This window comes from Nonomuraea guangzhouensis, from assembly GCF_019396345.1.
Classification (GTDB): Bacteria; Actinomycetota; Actinomycetes; order Streptosporangiales; family Streptosporangiaceae; genus Nonomuraea; species Nonomuraea guangzhouensis.
In genome coordinates, this window is record NZ_JAHKRM010000036.1 from 1 (window position 1) to 17711 (window position 17711).

The following is a 17711-nucleotide window of genomic DNA, read 5'->3' on the forward strand; positions in this document are numbered from 1 at the left end:
GTTCCCCCCCCCCCCCCTCCCGCCGATGCGGCAGCAGGCTGCCGTATCGGCGGCAGCACACATTGCCCTCGTACGCGGGACGACCCGCGGCGGGTCCAGCGGACATGCTCAGACGACATCCAGTCGCAGGAAGGAAGGAGCACCACATGTCCGTACGTCACCTGCTTACCGCAGCGGTAAGCGTCCCGCCGGCAATCGCCGCGCTTGCCACACCGGCGGCCGCGCACGTCTTGACCCAGCCGGACCCTGTCAGCGCCTACACCCTGACCACCGGGCGTCTGTGGTCCCTGGTGGCCGCGCTGCTCGGGCTGACCGGCGTGGTCATCGGCGGGCTGGCCCTGGCCCGCTCCCGCCGCACCGAGCTGAGCGGCTGATACAAGCGCGAGATCGAGGCCCTGATGACCGTACACGCCTCGATCATCGAACGGCCGCCACTTCTCGTGATCTTGTTCGTACAGGCAGGCAGCTCCACACATCATCAAGCGCGGCTGTCCTACCAAACCGACATCTACGCCAAGGCCGTGGTCAACGTCTGCCGAAAGGTGAACGCCGCGGCCGCAGCAGCAGGAGGCTGACGTGTTACACGTGATCGGCGCGGGATTGCCGCGTACCGGAACCAGATCGATGAAGGCCGCGTTGGAAAGGCTGGGATTCGGTCCCTGCTACCACATGGCCGAAATCGGGAGCAATCCCGACCACGTCGACCGGTGGCTACCCGCCGCCTCCGGCCTGCCGCTGGACTGGGACAGCGTGCTCGACGGCTACCGATCCACCCAGGACTGGCCGGCCAGTTTCTTCTGGCGCGAGCAGGCGGAGCTCTACCCGGACGCGAAGGTCATCCTGACCGTCCGCGATCCGCATCGCTGGTATGTCAGCATGCAGACTCTGATCGCCACCCGCCGGGACGTGCCGCCAGATCTGCCTGAAGCGGCGGCGGCGCTGCTCAGGACCATGGAGAGGCTCCTCCCGGTTCTCGATCGCATCGGAGAGTCCATCTTCGGCGACACCTGGGACTTCCAGCGGGGCATGCCCGACGAAGAGATCGCGACAGCGGCTTATCACCGTTACGTGGCCGTAGTCCAGAAGAGCCTGCCCGCGGATCGTCTCCTGGTGTTCGACGTCCGCGAGGGCTGGGAGCCGCTCTGCCGGTTCCTGGGTGTCAACGCCCCCGCCGGCGAGCCGTTCCCGCACCTCAACGACTCCGAGACCATGCGGCGCGCGCTGCAACAGCTGCTGACCGATGGCAGCATCGACTCGGCTTTCATTTCCGGCACCCACGACTGAACGGCATCACCGCGCCTTTCCACAGGACCGTCCTGCGGAGGGGCACGGAGGTCGCCCACGACGATGTCACCTGCACGACAGCCTGCACACCAGCCGCATGCGCGAGGGCGTCACGCCCATCCCCGTGGAGGAGTACCGCGACATCGGCCAGCCCTGGAGGCGTTCCTGACGACGAAAGCCCCGATTCCCGGCGCCTCCACCGGGGGCGGGGCTCCGTCAAGCCGATCCGGCCGGACAGATCATCATGAAGGGCGATTCGATTACGCCCGCGCCTCAACGGTGCGGCAGCCGCTGGATACCCAGCTCGACTCCCTCACGGCCGCCGGGACGTCGGCCTGGAACTCCTCACCGGCGAACTTCAAGGAACCCACGACCCCTCTGGGGTGACGTTCACCGTACTCGCTGCGCGGCCTGCCGCTCCCGGGTGCGGCAGGCGCTGCCCGCCAACGCTGCGGTGCCTTTCTGCCCGGTGCAGGCACCGGGGCTGGTCCTACTCGGAAATGGCGCGGGTTCCACCTGGTGCGGGCAGCAGTTCAGCGGGCAGTGATCGCGATGTCGTCGGCCTCCAGCCGCGTCACTGGAAGCCCGCCACGTTCTCGTTCGTCACCATCTCGGTGCCGGTGTCGATGATCGCCGGGACATTCTGGCCCCGAGCCGCGGCGACCGCGGTCTCGATACCGACCGAGCCCATCTTGGCGGGGAACTGGGCGACCGACGCCGCGACCTCGCCTGCGACGATGGCCTTCAGCTCGCCCGGTGAGGCGTCGAAGCCCACCAGTACGAGCTCGCCCGGCTTCTTGCCGGCGGACTTGACAGCCTGGAGGGCGCCGAGGATCGGCGGCCCGCAGGCCCCATAGATGGCGGCGATGCCGGGATGAGCGGCCAGGATGTCCTGGGCGGCGTTGAGCCCCTTGGTCTGGTCGCAGTCGGTGGCGGGTTTGGCGACCACGGCGACGCCGTCACCGAGCGTGGCCAGCATGCCGGTGACGCGGTCGTCGAGCGAGGGGTTGCCAAGCCGCCCCTGCAGTACGGCGATCGTGGAGCCGGGCTTGACGTGCTTGGCGAGCCAGGCGCCCGCCAGCTTGCCGCCCGCGAGATTGTCGGTCGCCACCACCGACGACTTACCTGCCCAGCCGGGGATGTCGTTGTCCACCAGGACGACCTTGACCCCGGCAGCCACGGCCTTCTGCAGAACGTTCTGGAGGTTGGGGCTGGTCGGCGTGATCGCGATGGCCTTGACCCCCTTGGCGAGCATCGACTCGATCTGGGCCGTCTCGCCTTCGTCGTCCGTGCCGCTCTTGCCCTGGCCGAAGAGGACCTCGACGTCTGGGTGGTCGCGGTGCCAGGTCTTCACCGCGTCGACCATGGTGTCGTAGAAGTCGACCGGGAACTTCGTGATAAATCCAACCTTGATCGGTTCGGTGGTGCCGGGAGACGCCCCGGTCGTGGACGTACCGGAGCCGGGGGAGCAGGCGCCGAGACAGAGCGCCAGCGCGAGGACCAGCGAGGCTGACCGAAGGTGTGGTGCCATCGTTCTCATCTCTTTCTGGAGAGCGGTGGTGCGGAACGCCGGAGGGAGGTCACGACTCGCCTCCGACGATGAGCGAGACGAGCGCCTGCTGGTTGTCCGGCGTAGGCCTCATCTCGCCGACTTTGCGACCGCGCCGCAGCACCGCGGCTCGGTCGGCGATCTCGATCACGTGATCCATGGCATGGGAGATGACAATGACGGCGTGGCCCTCCTCGCGTAGGCGCAGGATGAGGTCGAGCACCCGCCGCGACTCGCGCAGCCCGAGCGCTGCCGTCGGCTCGTCGAGGATCACGACCTTCGACGCGAACGCCGCGGCCCTGGCCACGGCGATGGCTTGCCGCTGGCCTCCGGACATCAGACCGACCGTGGCATGGAGGTCGGCGATCCCCACCTGGAGGCGTTCCAGCAACTCGGCCGTGGCCCGGGACATGTCGCGTCGGCGCAGCAGCCGCAAGCCATGGGGAAGCCAGCGTGGCCCGGAGGACTCCCGCCCGGCGTAGAAGTTCGCGGCGGGATCCAGATTGTCGAACAGCGCGAGGTCCTGGTAGACGGTCTCGACCCCGAGGGCTCGGGCGGCGGCGGGCGAGCCCATCGTCACCGCGACCCCGTCCATCTCGATGGATCCCGCGTCCAGCCGGTGCACGCCGCTGATGCACTTGATCAGCGTGGACTTTCCCGCCCCGTTGTCGCCGAGGAGGGCGAGCACCTCGCCGGGGAACACCTCCAGATCCACGCCGTCGAGGGCGAGAACGGCGCCGAAGCGCTTGGTGGCGCCGCGAACGGCCAGGACGGGCGTCATGACCGCGCCGCCCGCGCGATGCGGAAGCGGTTTTCCAGCCGCCCGCGGACGACGTCGGACTCGACGGCCATGACGATGACGACGCCGATGACGATCGGCTGCAGAAAAGCGTCGACGTCGAGCAGGTTCATGCCGTTCCGGATGATTCCGATCATGAGTGCCCCCACGAGAGCGTTGCCTACGCCGCCCCGGCCGCCGAGGAAGCTCGCACCCCCTATGACCACGGCGGCGATCGAGTCGAGCTCGGCCAGGTCGCCGAAGGTCGGGGAGCCGGCGTTGAGTCGGCCGGAGGTGACGATCGCGGCGATCCCGGCGGCCAGGCCGCTCAGGACGTACACCGAGATCACCACCCGGTCGACGGGGATCGCCGCCCGCCGGGCTGCCTCCGGGTTCCCGCCGACGGCGTAGATCCAGCGCCCCCACACCATCCGCTTGGTGAGCAGGACGACGGCCAGCGCCACTGCGGCGACCAGGAAGGCCGAATACGGCAGCCAGCCTGCCGAGCCGCCGCCCATCGCCTGGACGATCTCGGGCATGCCCTGCTGCGGTTGCCCGCCCGACAGCCACAGGGCGAGGCCCCGCCCCGCGCTCAGGGTGGCGAGCGTGATGATGAAGGGGTGGGGCAGCCGGCCCAGGACGTAACCCATGCCGTTGATCGCGCCGACCGCCATGCCGGTGGCCAGCATGGCGAGGACGACAACCGGTCCGGACGGTGCGGCGGAGTAGACAAGGGCCCCGGTCACGGAGGCGAGCGCCAGCGTCGATCCCACGGACAGGTCGATCCCCCTGGTGAGGATCACCAGGAGTTGCCCGATGGCGAGCACCGCGATCACCGCGCTCTGCGCCAGCACGTTGCCCAGGTTGAGCACGGTGAGGAACGCGGGTGACAACATGCTCATGATCACGACGAGGAACAGCAGGATCAGCGCCGGGCCGAGCCGGATGGCCAGCAGCGTGAGCCGCAGTGGATCGCTGCCCAGGCGGCGCAGGGCCCCGGCCTCGGCGGTCACGTCACCGCTCCGGACGGGTCGTCGTGAGTGGCCGGCAAAGGGGTCCGCACCCGGCCGGATGGGGTGTCCGGGGATACGTCCAGGCTCCCGGCCGACAGGGATTCGCTGGGGGCGGTCTCCACCCGCGTCCCTGACTCGTACGAGCGGATCACGGCGTGGGCGAGCGCGAGCGCGCGACGACCGGCGCGCGCGTGGACGGGCGGCGGGTCGCCGGCGCGCAGGGCGGCGAGAACCTCGTCGACGTGCCGGTCGAAGGTGGCGTGGAAGCCCCGGTCGGCGTCGTTGAAGTAGCCCGCCTGCCACACCCGGCTCGTCTCGTCCCCGGCCGGCGTGTAGGTGTAGCGGCGGACGGTGTCCTCGACGAGGATCCGGCCGCCGGTGCCGTTGATCTCCAGCAGGTGGGTCCCCGGATAGGTGTACGACGAGTCGTACGTGCCGAGAAGCGTCCCCACCGCCCCGCTCGCGAACCGTACAGCGATCGCCATCGTCGTGTACGGCGGCCCGCCGGTCATCTGGGCCGTCACGGACGCGATGGGGCCGCACAGGTGCTCGACCATGTCGAAACCGTGGCACTGGGTCTCGATGAGGTTGGCGTGGGGGTGCTGGCTGGTGCCCGCCTCTCCGCCGAATCGCCAGGTCGCGAAGATGAGCCGGCCCAGCTCGCCGCGCTCGATCGCCGCCGCCGCCAGTCGCACGGGACGGGCGTAGCGGTGGTTGAAGTTGATGGCGAAGAAGAGCCGGCGGGACTCGGCCTCGGCGATCAGGACGTCCGCCTCGTCGAGCGAGAAGACCAGCGGCTTCTCGACCAGCAGCGGAATCCCTGCCTCGACCAGCAGGCGGGTGGTGGCGAAATGGCCTTCGTTCGGCAGGCACACGGAGATCAGGTCGGGCCGCTCCCGGGCGATCATCTCCTCCACGTCGAGATAGGGGCGCACGCCGAACCGTCGGGCGCGCTCAACGGTGCGCTTCTCGGTCCGCCCCACGATGGCGCGCAGCTCGGCGTCCTCGCGGCCGGAGAACACGCGTGCGTGGTGGAAGCCCCACCAGTCGCCGGTGCCGACCACGGCGACCCTGGTCCGCTTGACGTTCACTGTCGTCTCCTCCTTGCCAGGGCGGCCTGGACGAGTACGACCAGGACGAGGAAGGTGCCGCTGACCACCTGCTGGTAGGCGGAGCTGAGCGTGCCCACCTGGTTGATCAGGTTCTGGATCACCTTGAGCAGCAGCACGCCCGCGAGGGTCCCCCCGAGCGATCCGGCGCCGCCGGTGAGCAGCGTGCCGCCGATCACGACGGCCGCGATGGCCTCCAGTTCCCTGCCTTCGCCGAGGGTGGGCAGCCCGGAGGCGGTCTGTGCGGCGATGAGGACTCCGGCGAGGCCGGCCAGCAGGGAACTCAGTACGTAGACGCGGACCCGGATGCGGGCCACGGGGAGTCCCATGAGCTCGGCGGCGTGCCCGTCCCCGTTCCCGGCGGCGAAGACCCGCAGGCCGAACCGGGTGCGGTTGAGCACCACGCCGGCCACGGCGAAGACCGCGAGGGCGATGAGCACCGGGACGCCGACGCCGAGAACAGTGGCCTGCCCGATCCGGGTAAGGGCCAGGTCGGCGGGGATGATGTAGACCTGGTTGCCCTCCTGTGAGACCGCGAAGGCCAGCCCTCGGGCGAACAGCAGCGTCGCCAGGGTGACGACGAACGGCGCGAGCCGGGCCCGCCCGACCAGCAGCCCGTTCACCAGGCCGATCAGCCCGCAGACCGCCAGGGGCAGCAGGACCGCGCCCGCCGTCCCCCAGCGGGAGCCGTACGCTGCCAGGACACCGGACAATGCGAGAACGGACCCGACGGACAGGTCGATCCCGCCGGAGAGGATCACGAACGTCATGCCTGTCGCGGCCAGCAGCAGGTAGGAGGCGTCCAGCGCGATGGCGCCGAGGTTCCCCGGGCCGGTGAAGCTCGAACCGAAGGTCAGCGACCCGAGGAGGATCACGAGGCCGAGCACCAGGGTGGCCCCGTGCCGCCGGGCGAGTGCCGCCACCCACGTCCGCCCGGTGCCGGCGGCCGGCGAGAGGGGTGCGGCGCGCTCGGCCTGTCCGGTCGTCACGTCCCGCTCCTGTCCCGCTGCGCGTACACAGCGGCCACGATGATCGCCGCCTGGATCATCCGGGCGGTCGAGTCGTGCAGGTCGTGCTGGATGACCGTGGCGATGATGAGCTGCATCAGCAGCGCCCCCATCAGCGTGCCGAGGATCCGGACGCGGCCTCCGGCAAGGGGCGTGCCCCCCACGACCACGGCGGTGATGGCGCTCAGCTCGATCAGCAGCCCGGTGAACGAGGGGTCGCTCGCGCTCTGCCGCCCGGTCGTCAGCACTCCGGCCATGGCTGCGAGCACCCCACTGATCACATAGACGGTGACCAGTGTCCGCCGTACGGGCAGGCCGGCCAGGAGCGCCGCGGGCCGGTTGCCTCCCACGGCCAGCAGCCTGCGGCCGAACGCGGCGCGGCGCAGGACGAACCCGGCGGCGGCGGCGACCGTCAGAGCCATGAGCACGGCCAGTGGGACCCCCAGCACCTGCCCGCCGCCGATGGCGGCCAGCGTGGGGTCGAAGATCTCGACGAGTCGGCCGTCCGCGAGCACGAGCGCCACCCCCCGTCCGGCTACGAGCAGCCCGAGAGTGGCGACGATCGGCTGGATGCCGTAGGCGACCAGCCCGCCGTTCACGAGTCCCACGGCCGCACCGGCGAGCACTGCGACGGCGATGGCGGGCCAGGGCCCGTAGCCGAGGTAGAGCGGCAGCAACGCCGCCGCGATGGCCATCGTGGAGCCGACCGACAGGTCGATGCCTCCGGTGCCGATCACCAGTGCCATGCCGAGGGCGACGATGGCCACAGGGGCAACCTGGACGAGCTGGAGCCGTAGGTTCGCGACCGTGGCGAAGTTCGGCGTGAACACCAGGTTGAACGACAGCAGGACGCCGAGGGCGAGGTAAACCCCGTAATCGGACAACCAGGTCACCCGCCCCGCCGCGCCCGTGCGGCCGGCCATGCGAGTGGGGGTGGGCGCGGGAGTCCCGCTGAGCGGCTCAGTCATCGAACCGCCCGCCGGCAGATCCATCCGAGTCGGCCGCGGCGATCAGCTCCATGATCGGCCGCTCGCCGATCTCCGCGCCGCGCAGCACACCGGCCGCGGTCCCGTCCCGCAGGACCACGACGGTGTCGGCACCCTCCGCGATCTCCTCCAACTCCGCAACCAGCAGCACGCCGAGGCCCTCATGAGCAAGCTCGTCGATGAGCGCCTGAATCTCCGCCTTGGCGCCGATGTCGATGCCCCGTGTCGGCTCGTCGAGGATCAGCACCACGGGATGGAGACAGAGCATGCGGGCGAGCAGCACCTTCTGCTGGTTGCCTCCGGACAGCTCGCCCACCTTCTGGTCGGGCGAGGACACCTTGATCCCGAGGCGGCGGACGAATGCGTCGACGATGCGGTCCCGCGCCCGGCGGGACACCAGCCCGCCCCGGGTGAGGCGGGGCAGCGCCGCCAGCGTGATGTTGTCACGGACCGACAGCCCCGGCACGATCCCTTCGGCCTTGCGGTCCTCCGGCACCATGCAGACACCCGAGCGGATCGCGATGGCAGGGTTCCAGCGCCGGCGGGCGCGCCCCGCCACCTCCACCCATCCGGCGTCGAGGGGGTCGGCGCCGAACACCGCTCTCACCGTTTCCGACCGGCCGGAGCCGAGCAAGCCCGCGAGTCCCACCACCTCACCCGGGCGTACCTCGACGGAGACGCCGTGCAGAGCGTGCTCGCGCACCAGCGACTCGGCCCGCAGAACCGGCGCGGCGCGGCCCACCTCGTGGGCCTCTCCGAAGCTCGTCACGCCGTGGCGGCGCACCTCGGCCACCGGCCGGCCGAGCATCGCGGCGACCAGTCCGATGCGGGAGGTCTCCCGGACGAGACCGGTGCGGACCAGACGGCCGTCACGCAGGACGCTCACCCGCTGGCAGACGCGGAAGACCTCATCCAGCTTGTGCGTGACGTAGAGGATCGCGATGCCCTGCTCACGCAGCACCTCGATGACATGCGCGAGCCGGTCCACCTCACGTGGGGCCAGTGAGGAGGTCGGCTCATCCATGATCACCAACCGGGCGCGGGCACTGACCGCACGGGCGATCGCCACCATCTGCCGGATGCCGAGACCGAACTGGCCGAGTGGCCGGCGGACGTCCACGGCGACGCCGTACCGGGCGAGGACCTCGGTGGCTTCCCTCCGCAGCCGCGACCGGTCGAGCAGCCCCAAGCGAGTGATCGGCTCCCTGCCGAGGAAGAGGTTGTCGGCCACACTCAGCAGCGGGGCGAGCTCCACCTCCTGGTAGATGGTGCTGATCCCGGCGTCCTGAGCGCCGGCGGGCCCGGAGAAGGACACCGGACGGCCGAGGTGGCGGATCGTGCCACCGTCAGGCCTGTGCACCCCGGTGAGCACCTTGATCAACGTGGACTTCCCCGCCCCGTTCTCCCCCACCAGCGCGTGGGCCTCACCGGCGTCGAGCCGCAACGAGACGCGGTCGAGGGCGAGGGTCCCGCCGAACCGCTTGGAGATGGCATGCGCCTCGCACACCACTTCATTCATGTGCCCGCTCCCGGACGTCGTGAGGGCGGCAGTCCGGGCCGCCCCCGGGCTCAGTAGGCGTTGGGCAGCTCGACCTTGGCATTTCCGGGGGTGTATTCCTTGTCGGAGATGATCGTCTTCGCCGGTACGCCCTTGCCGGCGTAGAAGTCCTCGAGCGCCTGGAAGGCCAGCGGCCCGAATCGTGGGTTCGACTCGATGACCGCGGCGATCCAGCCGTCGACGATGCCCTGGACCGCGCCGCGAGTGCCGTCGATCGTGACGATCTTCACGTCTCCCGGCTTCTTGCCCGCCGCCTTGAGCGCGGCGACGGCGCCGAGGGCCATCTCGTCGTTCTCCGCGTAGATGGCGCTGATGCCGGGGTTGGCGGAGATGAGCTGCTCGGTGACCGCGCGGCCCTTCTCACGGGTGAAGTCGCCGGTCTGCTCGGCCACGACCTTCAGCGCCGAGCCCTTCGCGGCGAGCTGATCCTTGAACCCTTTGGTCCGGTCGACGGTGACGTTCACCCCTGAGGCTCCGAGCAGGATCGCGACCTCTCCCTTGTCTCCCGTCGCGGTGATCATCGCATCGGCGGCTCGGGCACCCTGCTTGACGAAGTCGGAGCCGATCCAGCCGACGTAGTCGACGCAGGCCTTTTTGGTGGTGAGCAGCCGGTCGATCGTCATGATCGGGACTTTGGCATCCTGGGCCGCCTTGAGCGCGGGGTCGAGCCCTTCGGAGTTGAGCGGGGAGATGATCAGGACCTTGGCGCCCTGGGCGATCATGCCCTGGATGTCGGCGATCTCCTTGTTGAGGTCCGACTGCGCGTTCGTCGTGATCAGCTTGATGCCTCGCCGCGCGGCCTCGTCCTTGATCGACTGCGTCTCGGTGATCCGGAACGGGTTCGCCTCCTTCTCCGACTGCGCGAACCCCACGGTGACGTTCTTCAGATCGAGCTTGGGCACACCGCCGTTGTATCGCTCTGGAGCGCACAGCGACGCACCTCCAGAGGTCGCCTCCACCTGCTGCTGCGCGGACGCGCCGACGTCCGCGGGGCCGTCGCCGACCGACTTGGTGCAGGCGCTCAGCGTGAGCGCCAGCAGGCCCACGACGGCTGTGGCCATTGCTCTGCAGGGCATCACGTAACCCCTCCTTCCGAGGGAACGAACCCATCCACTGCCAAGATTTGCCTACTTTTGACAGGAACTTGGAGGGATCATAGTCACGGCGGACGCGGGTGTGTCAATATGCGTCGGCGAATGTCATGTGATGTCGCGTGACCTCGCGCGCGCGACCTGGCCATATGCCGCAGCGGTGGGGAGGTGGCTATATTCGGCGGGCTATGCGCCAGTGAGACCTGTCAATTCAGGTCAAGATTCATCGGTTCATGTCAGCGATGTGCACGTCGACCTGTGCCTGGACGAGCCGGTCAACCATGACGGGATCGGTCTTCGAGTCCGTGACCAGGACCTTCATGCGCGCGGTGGCCACGGTCTGGCACATCGTGTCATGACCGATCTTGGAGTGGTCGGCGAGGACGACGACCTCGCGGCCCGCCGCGGCGAAAGCCTGGTCGGTGGCGGCGGCGAAGACGTTGGGCGTGGTCAGTCCCCTCTCGGGGGTGACGCCGTCGCCTGACAGGAAGGTCTGCGCGCCGCGCAGGCCCGCCAGGTGCTGCTCGGTGATCGGCCCTACGAAGGCGTGGATGGATCGGCGCAGCGTGCCGCCCACCGCGACGACTTCGACGTGGGGCGCGTCCATGAGCGCCTCGACCACCAGGGTGGAGTTGGTGACGACGGTGAGGGACGGCAGCTTGGCGAGCCGGCGGGCCAGCGCCGCGGTGGTCCGCCCGGGACCGAGCAGGACGGCGGTGCCGGGCTCCACGAGCGTGGCGGCGTGGTCGGCGATGGCCTCGCGCTCGGCCGCCACCACGTCCGGGAGAGCCGGGCGCGACGCCGCGGACAGGACGGGCTGCGTCACGCCGCCCCGGGTGGCATGCAGCAGGCCCTCGCCCACCAGCGACCGCAGGTCACGCCGGACAGTGGACTCCGACGTGCCGAGCGCGCCGGCCAGCTCCTGGAATGAGGCGTATCCGTGCTCGTGCACGTGCTCCAGGATGCGGCGTCGCCGCTCTGCGATCAGCATGGGACCGGGCTCACCCATCTCTGGTAGGGCTCCTCTGGGATGCTACTTTACTCCAGAAGTTGTCAACAGCGGTCAATCGCTGAAATCGGGCGTACGCCGCATCGTACGGCTCACGCTCGTCGGCCGGCATGTACACCCGGGGCGGGAACGACCGGCGGACCACCTCGCGCAGCTCTCCAAGGGAACCGATGCCCTCGTGGGCCATGACCTGGACGAGAAGATTGCCGATGCCGGTCGCCTCGACCGGCCCCGCGAGCACGGGCCGCCCGCCGATGTCCGCGGTGAGCCGGCAGAGTGTGTCGCTGGCGGCGCCGCCACCGACGAGATGCACGACCTCGACCCGGCGGCCCGTCAGCTTCTCGGCCTGCTCCAGAACCAGGCGGTAGGAGCACGCCAGGCTCTCCAGGATGCACCGCACCGTCGCGGCCCGGCCCCCGGGCACCGGCTGGCCCGTCGCGCGGCAGAACGCCGCGACCCGGCCCGGCATGTCCTCCGGCTTGAGGAAACCCAAGTGAGCGGGGTCGATCAGCGGGCCGAAGGCGGGCGCGGTCGCGGCCTCGGCGACCAGGTCCGCATACGTAGCGCGGGTCCCCCAGGCCCGGCGGCACTCCTGGAGCAGCCACAGGCCGTTGAGATTGCGCAGGAACCGCACGGTGCCGAGCACGCCACCCTCGTTGGTGAACCCGGCGAGCCGGGACTCCGGGGTGGTGATGGGCCCGGCCGTCTCCACACCGACGAGCGACCACGTGCCGCAGGAGACGTACGCGACCACGCCAGAGGAACCGCTCGGACCGGAGACGACGGGGAGCGCCGCAACCGCCGACGCGGTGTCATGACCGGCCACGGCGACCACGACGGCCTTGCCTGGCCGGCCGGATTCGTCCCGCAGCGGCCCGGCGACCGTGCCGGGCTCGACGATTTCCCCACGGAACAGACGCGACGGCAGCCCGAGCCGGGCGATGAGGTCGTCGGCCCAGCGGCCGGTCCGGGCGTCCAGGAGCTGGCTGGTGCTCGCGATCGTCCGCTCGCTGAGCGTCTCGCCGCTCAGCCAGAGGGTGAACAGGTCCGGTAACATCACCAGCCGATCGGCGGCGTCCAGCAGCGGCGACCCGGCGTGCGCGAGCAGCTGGCACGAGGTGTTGATGGGCAACGGCTGCACACCCGTCACCTCGTAGTGCTCTTGAGAGGAGACCAGGGCGGTCAGGTCGGCGGTGTACGGGTCGCGATGGTGGCGGGGGTTGGCCACGAGCCGCTGGTCGCGGTCAAGCAGCCCGAAGTCGTTGCCCCATGCGTCCACGCCCACGCTGACGACCCGGTGCTCGCCGACGACGCGCCCGATTCCGGCACGCGCCTCCGCCAGCAGGCGCTGAACGTCCCAGTGGAGCCCGCCGAGAATGCGGACCGGCACGTTGGGAAAGCGGTGGGCCTCGCTCACCACGAGACGCTCGCCGTCGAACTCGCCCGCGAGCACCCGGCCGCTCTCGGCCCCGAGGTCCACGGCGACGTAAGTGGGCACAGGCCGAGCCTATTCCGGTTACGGCTCCCGGAAAGCGCCACAAGGTCACGGTTCGAAGGCGGCTGCGACCACGGGTCCCGGCGGCCCGGGCGACACGCCGACGCTGGAAGAGGCCGCCCGCCAGACCGCCGCGCAGGCCCCGCCCCCATGTGCCTGGCCACGGGTACGACGACGCCACGCTGAACTGAAGCGCACCTTTGACTCGACCCTCCGCGCGGTACGAGAGCGTTTTCACACCCTGGAGGGATATCCCCGCCGACGGTCATCGGGGTGTCGGGGTGTTCCGCAGGAGGAGAAGAGCGGTGTCGTCAGTACGCTGCTCGTTCGTGATCGGACCGATGAGCGACTCCGCCAGGTCATTCAGGGCCTGGCCGGGGGCGGGAGTGAAACGGGCGGCCAGCTCGGCGATGGACTCGCCGAGGTCGCGGCCGGGTTGTTCGATGAGGCCGTCGGTGTAGAGGACCAGGACCGCGCCGGGTGGCATGTTCAGGTCCGTGGTGACGTATTCGGCGTCGGGGTCGATGCCGAGCAGCAGGCCGGGGGAGGTGTCGATGACCTCGGCCGGGGCGCCGAGCAGGCCGAGCACCGGCGGCGGGTGCCCCGCGCTGGCCAGGCCGACAGCGCGCCGACGCGGGTCGAAGCTGACGTACAGGCAGCTGGTGAAGCGGTCGGTGGCCAGCTCAGTGAGCAGCCGGTTGGTGTGCGCGAGCACCTCGCCCGGGTCGGCGCCGGCGGTGGCGTGGGCGCGGATGGCGGTGCGTACCTGGCCCATGAGCGCGGCGGCGGTCATGTCGTGGCCCTGCACGTCGCCGATGACGGCCGCGGCCGTACTGTCGCTGAGGCGGATCAGGTCGTAGAAGTCTCCGCCGATGTCCATGCCTGGGGTGGCGGCCACATACCGGGCGGCCACGTCCAGGCCGGGGATCCGGGGCAACGCGTGCGGCAACAGGCTTGCCTGCAGGCACTCGGCGAACTGGTGCTTGTTGTCGTAGAGCCAGGCACGCTCGAACGCCTGGATGATCAGCCCGCCGAGCGCGGTCAACATGGCCTGCTCGCTGTCGCTGAACTGATGGGGACGGTCGTAGGCGATAACGCATGTGCCGATGGACCGCCCCTGAGCGACCAGCGGCAGCAGCGCCCAGGCGCCCATGTTGTCGATGCGTATGGCGTCGGGGTAGGTCTGGCGGAACTCCTCCCAGCTGGCGTAGAACGCCGCTCTGCCCTCGTCATAGCCGCGCGCCCAGCGGACCGGATGAACCACCGGGCGGCCGTTGAACCCCTCCAGGCCCTGCCTGCTGTAGCCGCGTGAGGCGACCACGCGCATCCGGCCGCTGTCCCAGGTGAGGATGGCCATCGCCTGGGCGTCGCACACCGGCATGACGTGGTCGGCCACCAGGTCCACCACATCCTGCGCGGTCATCGCCCGTGCCAGGGAGACCGCCAGGTGCAGCATGCCGTGTAGCCCGATCACCCGCGGACGCCGGTCGTCATCCTCAACGGGAGCCTCGGACGTGGTGGTGGGCGTGATCCGCAGGGTGATACCGGGCAGGCTCGGATAGCACTGGAACAACAGCCGCCGCCCGTCGGGGCGGCGGGCCGCGAACTGGGTGGCCCGGTGGCTGACGATCGCGGTCCGGTAGTGGTCTTCATAGATGGGATCGTCCAGCCAGGGCAGCGCCGCGCCCAGGCGTTGGCCGACCATCTCGGACGCCTTCGCAGCCAGCAACTCCGCGGCCGGCGCCGTGACAAGGGTCACGCGCTCGTGCGTGTCCAGGTGACAGTAGCCCTCGGGCAGGCAGTTGAGACACGCCAGCGCTGTCAGTCCGGCGTACGGCCACGGCTGGTGAGCCTGGATGGGGTCCAAGATCCGGGGCGAGGGCTTGGGGATGATCGGCCGGCCTCGCTCACTCGCCCGGCGAAGCAGGTCGCCCATTGTGGCGCAGGTGTCGTCGATGACGTCGAGCTGACACCGGGTGAGCCCGGACTCGCCTCCTGTAGGCCACCCCAGGACGAACCCGCCCCAGATGGCACCACCGGAGCAGACCGGGGATGCGGCCATCGCGAAGTGGTACGGCAATGACAGTGCCGCCGCCGGGAACTCGCGGGCCAGGTCCACCCGGTCGCTGAGCCAGGTCAGCCGCCGTTCACGCACCGAGACCGCAACGGGCACGCAATCATTTGTCCTGATTCTGGACCAGGTTCGGGTGATAGCGGCAGGAAGCCCTATCGTCGTCTCCATCTGCAGGAGCTGACGGCTTGGGTCCAGGACATACACGATGCCGAAATGGGCCCCGGCGCTGAACACGGCTTCAATCAGCAGATCGTCCAGGCGAGACGAGTCCACCGCCGCGCCCGGGATCGAGCGGCTACCCTGCGGTCCTGCCACAGCGTTCCCGGTTGCCGAACGAGAAGTCTGACAAGCGTTCGATCCAGCCCATGCGGCTCAAAGTACGTGCAGACGTTCATTGAGCGCCTAAAGAATGCGTTTTGATTTGGTCGGTGTGTTTGTGGGCAAGAGGCTGCTGCCCAGCTCATCAGGCAGCGGTGCCGCTATATGAGCAATCTTGAGCGCGAACGGGTCGATCGCTCCCGTTGACCGCCCGCCGGTTGCGGGAGATCGTAGCGTCGGGGTGCTGGGGCGCGTCGGGACTGGCCAGCAGGGTGGGCGTGTTGGTGCTGTTTTCGGCCTCCTGCCTTCGTCTATTCAACGGCGAGGTCCCTCCGTGGCCAGAGGCTCGGGAAGCCATCACTATCGGGCGAAGACTGGCGGAACGGTTCGATATCCCGTTTCATTTCGCGAGCCCAGAGGAACCAGACTTCGCTCCGCGCTGGTGGGATTCGGACTGTTCACGCAGCTCCGGTGGGGGCGTGTCAGTCTCTGACGAACCACAGATAGCGGTGTGGTGCCTCTTGGGCGAAGCTGCACAGCTCGCGGAGCGCTTCGGCGAAGGCGTCGGTGATCAGCCCTGCGGGGAGTCGTGGTAGTTCGTCCAGCGGGGTATCGATCTGCCGATGATTGAAGATCGTGTCACCATATGGGATCAGATGGCCGAACATTGGAAACTGAGCCCGGTCGAGGTTCGCCAACGCATCGCTCCAAGGCAGGCCGTGTTTGGTGGATCCGACACCCCGGCCAACCTGATCTCGGCCTCTGACATGGCGGTCATGCTGGTGTCCGACACTGCGACATGTCGCTCAGGCGCGCCCCCGTCTCGACACACTGGGACGCCCGGTCGGTGCCGATCTCGCTGTCGGGCTCCGCGTCGTCGGTGACGGCCGTACACCCTCAAGGAGATCAGCAGAGCGCTCTTCGACCTGCCGGTGCTGGCGTGGATACCTCACGACCCGAAGTCGGCGGCGGGGCTCTCGGACGGCAAGCGTGCCAAGAAGTCCTTTCATCGATCCGCGCTGATGCGCGGCACTGTCCACCTGGGCTATGCCATGAAGGCGGTGGCACGATGAGCAACCCCTGGCCACCCCGGATAACGATCGATCCGCTCGTTATCCTCGAGACCCAGGCAGTTCCGTACAACTACGTCGCGTTCCGCGACGCGGTCCTCGCCATCACGGCCTTGAGGCGGAGCAGGGCGTAGACCTGTCCCGGTTGTACCTGCAGGCTGACGTCGTCGACCGCGGTCACGTCGCGGTAGCGCTTGACGCCCCCGTCGACCTCGATGACCGGCATCGCTCCACCGTCTCCGATCTTGACGTTCGTGGATGGTTCCTGCGGGTGTGTGGGGAAGCCTGGTCGGCGATTGTTGTCGCCGGTCAACTGCCGCGTCACGCTACGCGTTCACGTGCTCGCTAGCGGTGTTGTGATCGGCGAGGAGGAACGCGCGTATCTGGGCGGCGATGGCGGGATAGTCGGAGCTGAACCAGATCATGTGGCTGTCGGCGCGGCTTTCCACCAGTTCGGCGCGTGATATCGCCGCGGCCAGGGATTGGGCGTGGGCGAAGGGCACGGAGCGGTCGTTGCGGGTGGCGATGACCAGGGTGGGCTGGCCGATGCGGGCGGTGCAGTCGGCCACCGGGAGCATGTCGGCGACGAAGCCGCGGCCCGAGCGCATGGAGGCGTACAGGTCGGTCAGCGTGGCGTGGTCGGCGGTGCTCAGCTGCGCCAGCACCTGGTTGACGGGAAGCAGGGACAGGTCGCGCGTGAGCAGCCGCAAGGCTGGCCCCGGCGCGAAGCGGATGGCCCTGCGCACGAGTGCCCAGGTGACGGCTTCGACCCTGGGATGGAACACGATCCGTCCGCCGATGCGGGTGCGCCGGTCGGGCCAGGGCAGGAAACCGACTGAGCTTTCCAGAATCACCCGCTGTACGAGGTCTGGATGGCGGGCCGCCATGGTCAGCGCGGTACGTCCGCCGGCGGAGATGCCGACCACCGCGGCGACCTGATCGACTCCCAGATCCCGGCACAGGGCCGCGATGGCATCGGTGAAGTCCGCCACCGTGGCGCCCGCGGTCAATGGGGTACGTCCGTAGCCGGGACGCGAGGGGATGAGCACCCTGAATCCCGCGTCGGTGAAGACGTCCTCGCCCAAGGCCAGCTCCGCCCGCACGTGACCGCCGTGGAAGATCAGGATCGTGCCGGGGCCGTCGCCGTGTATCCGGTATTCCAACGGTTTCGCGCCTACACAGGCCAGGATCAGATCCCGCTCTTCCGCGGGGCTGGACCGACGTGGAGATGAAGACCTGCCCGTGTCCGTTGCAGTAGCGTCTGCACGGTGCTGTCGCGGGAAACCGGTCATGTGCGCCTCCGGGGCTGATCGTCGTGTCAGACCTTTGCCGACCAGACTTCCCGGCGCACCGCGTCCACCGTACAACGG

17 protein-coding genes are annotated in these 17711 nt (G+C 69.4%); 3 read left to right on the forward strand and 14 right to left on the reverse strand.

Annotated elements, in window-relative coordinates; translation table 11 throughout:
• Positions 1–146 precede the first annotated feature (146 nt).
• Genes KME78_RS50790 through KME78_RS50800 form a run of 3 tightly spaced genes read left to right on the forward strand, consistent with a single transcriptional unit; the run spans position 147 to position 1284 of the window.
• Entirely contained in the window at positions 147–374 is a 228-nt protein-coding gene (locus tag KME78_RS50790) for a DUF6223 family protein (RefSeq protein WP_219537222.1), read from the forward strand.
• Positions 375–398: 24 nt separating this feature from the next.
• A complete protein-coding gene (locus KME78_RS50795) occupies positions 399–575 on the forward strand; it encodes a hypothetical protein (protein ID WP_219537223.1) in 177 nt (58 codons plus the stop codon).
• A gap of 1 nt (position 576) precedes the next feature.
• A complete protein-coding gene (locus KME78_RS50800; protein ID WP_219537224.1) occupies positions 577–1284 on the forward strand; it encodes a sulfotransferase family protein in 708 nt (235 codons plus the stop codon).
• 574 nt (positions 1285–1858) lie between these two features.
• Here the strand turns inward: KME78_RS50800 and KME78_RS50805 are convergent.
• The 14 genes from KME78_RS50805 to KME78_RS50870 form a co-directional block, all read right to left on the reverse strand.
• The gene (locus tag KME78_RS50805; RefSeq protein ID WP_219537225.1) at positions 1859–2815 is read right to left on the reverse strand and encodes a sugar ABC transporter substrate-binding protein; all 957 of its coding nucleotides are present in this window, start codon (positions 2813–2815) and stop codon (positions 1859–1861) included.
• A gap of 49 nt (positions 2816–2864) precedes the next feature.
• A complete protein-coding gene (locus tag KME78_RS50810; protein ID WP_219537226.1) occupies positions 2865–3614 on the reverse strand; it encodes an ATP-binding cassette domain-containing protein in 750 nt (249 codons plus the stop codon).
• On the reverse strand, positions 3611–4624 hold the full coding sequence (locus KME78_RS50815) for an ABC transporter permease (protein WP_219537227.1): 1014 nt from the start codon (positions 4622–4624) through the stop codon (positions 3611–3613). Before KME78_RS50815 ends, KME78_RS50810 begins: the two co-directional genes overlap by 4 nt.
• On the reverse strand, positions 4621–5715 hold the full coding sequence (locus KME78_RS65420) for a Gfo/Idh/MocA family protein (protein ID WP_219537228.1): 1095 nt from the start codon (positions 5713–5715) through the stop codon (positions 4621–4623). The genes KME78_RS50815 and KME78_RS65420 overlap by 4 nt, the downstream gene beginning before the upstream one ends.
• On the reverse strand, positions 5712–6722 hold the full coding sequence (locus KME78_RS50825) for an ABC transporter permease (RefSeq protein WP_308127436.1): 1011 nt from the start codon (positions 6720–6722) through the stop codon (positions 5712–5714). The genes KME78_RS65420 and KME78_RS50825 overlap by 4 nt, the downstream gene beginning before the upstream one ends.
• Positions 6719–7708, reverse strand: coding sequence for an ABC transporter permease (locus tag KME78_RS50830; protein WP_246654070.1), 990 nt, complete (start codon positions 7706–7708; stop codon positions 6719–6721). The genes KME78_RS50825 and KME78_RS50830 overlap by 4 nt, the downstream gene beginning before the upstream one ends.
• Entirely contained in the window at positions 7701–9245 is a 1545-nt protein-coding gene (locus tag KME78_RS50835) for a sugar ABC transporter ATP-binding protein (RefSeq protein ID WP_219537229.1), read from the reverse strand. The genes KME78_RS50830 and KME78_RS50835 overlap by 8 nt, the downstream gene beginning before the upstream one ends.
• Positions 9246–9295: 50 nt before the next feature.
• Positions 9296–10360 (reverse strand): ABC transporter substrate-binding protein, encoded by a 1065-nt coding sequence (locus KME78_RS50840; RefSeq protein WP_219537230.1) that lies wholly within the window; start codon positions 10358–10360, stop codon positions 9296–9298.
• A gap of 238 nt (positions 10361–10598) precedes the next feature.
• Positions 10599–11384: a DeoR/GlpR family DNA-binding transcription regulator gene (locus tag KME78_RS50845; RefSeq protein ID WP_219537231.1), complete on the reverse strand. Its 786-nt coding sequence runs from the start codon at positions 11382–11384 to the stop codon at positions 10599–10601.
• Entirely contained in the window at positions 11377–12882 is a 1506-nt protein-coding gene (locus KME78_RS66765; RefSeq protein WP_219537232.1) for a rhamnulokinase, read from the reverse strand. Before KME78_RS66765 ends, KME78_RS50845 begins: the two co-directional genes overlap by 8 nt.
• A 262-nt stretch (positions 12883–13144) precedes the next feature.
• Positions 13145–15052 carry a PP2C family protein-serine/threonine phosphatase gene (locus KME78_RS50855; protein WP_308127437.1) on the reverse strand — a complete coding sequence of 636 codons (1908 nt, stop codon included), beginning with the start codon at positions 15050–15052 and terminating at the stop codon, positions 13145–13147.
• Positions 15053–15753: 701 nt separating this feature from the next.
• Entirely contained in the window at positions 15754–15969 is a 216-nt protein-coding gene (locus tag KME78_RS50860) for a hypothetical protein (protein WP_219537234.1), read from the reverse strand.
• 445 nt (positions 15970–16414) lie between these two features.
• A complete protein-coding gene (locus tag KME78_RS50865; RefSeq protein WP_219537235.1) occupies positions 16415–16567 on the reverse strand; it encodes a hypothetical protein in 153 nt (50 codons plus the stop codon).
• 100 nt (positions 16568–16667) lie between these two features.
• Positions 16668–17504 carry an alpha/beta fold hydrolase gene (locus KME78_RS50870; RefSeq protein WP_246654081.1) on the reverse strand — a complete coding sequence of 279 codons (837 nt, stop codon included), beginning with the start codon at positions 17502–17504 and terminating at the stop codon, positions 16668–16670.
• Between the last annotated feature and the right edge of the window lie 207 nt (positions 17505–17711).

What these genes read in the sequence shown, in the direction of transcription:
- KME78_RS50795 (WP_219537223.1), top strand. Translation starts at nt 399, where the DNA reads ATGACCGTACACGCCTCGATCATCGAACGGCCGCCACTTCTCGTGATC.
- KME78_RS50840 (WP_219537230.1), bottom strand. Translation starts at nt 10,360, where the DNA reads ATGCCCTGCAGAGCAATGGCCACAGCCGTCGTGGGCCTGCTGGCGCTC.
- KME78_RS50865 (WP_219537235.1), bottom strand. Translation starts at nt 16,567, where the DNA reads ATGCCGGTCATCGAGGTCGACGGGGGCGTCAAGCGCTACCGCGACGTG.
- KME78_RS50835 (WP_219537229.1), bottom strand. Translation starts at nt 9,245, where the DNA reads ATGAATGAAGTGGTGTGCGAGGCGCATGCCATCTCCAAGCGGTTCGGC.
- KME78_RS50805 (WP_219537225.1), bottom strand. Translation starts at nt 2,815, where the DNA reads ATGGCACCACACCTTCGGTCAGCCTCGCTGGTCCTCGCGCTGGCGCTC.
- KME78_RS50790 (WP_219537222.1), top strand. Translation starts at nt 147, where the DNA reads ATGTCCGTACGTCACCTGCTTACCGCAGCGGTAAGCGTCCCGCCGGCA.
- KME78_RS50810 (WP_219537226.1), bottom strand. Translation starts at nt 3,614, where the DNA reads ATGACGCCCGTCCTGGCCGTTCGCGGCGCCACCAAGCGCTTCGGCGCC.
- KME78_RS50830 (WP_246654070.1), bottom strand. Translation starts at nt 7,708, where the DNA reads ATGACTGAGCCGCTCAGCGGGACTCCCGCGCCCACCCCCACTCGCATG.
- KME78_RS50845 (WP_219537231.1), bottom strand. Translation starts at nt 11,384, where the DNA reads ATGGGTGAGCCCGGTCCCATGCTGATCGCAGAGCGGCGACGCCGCATC.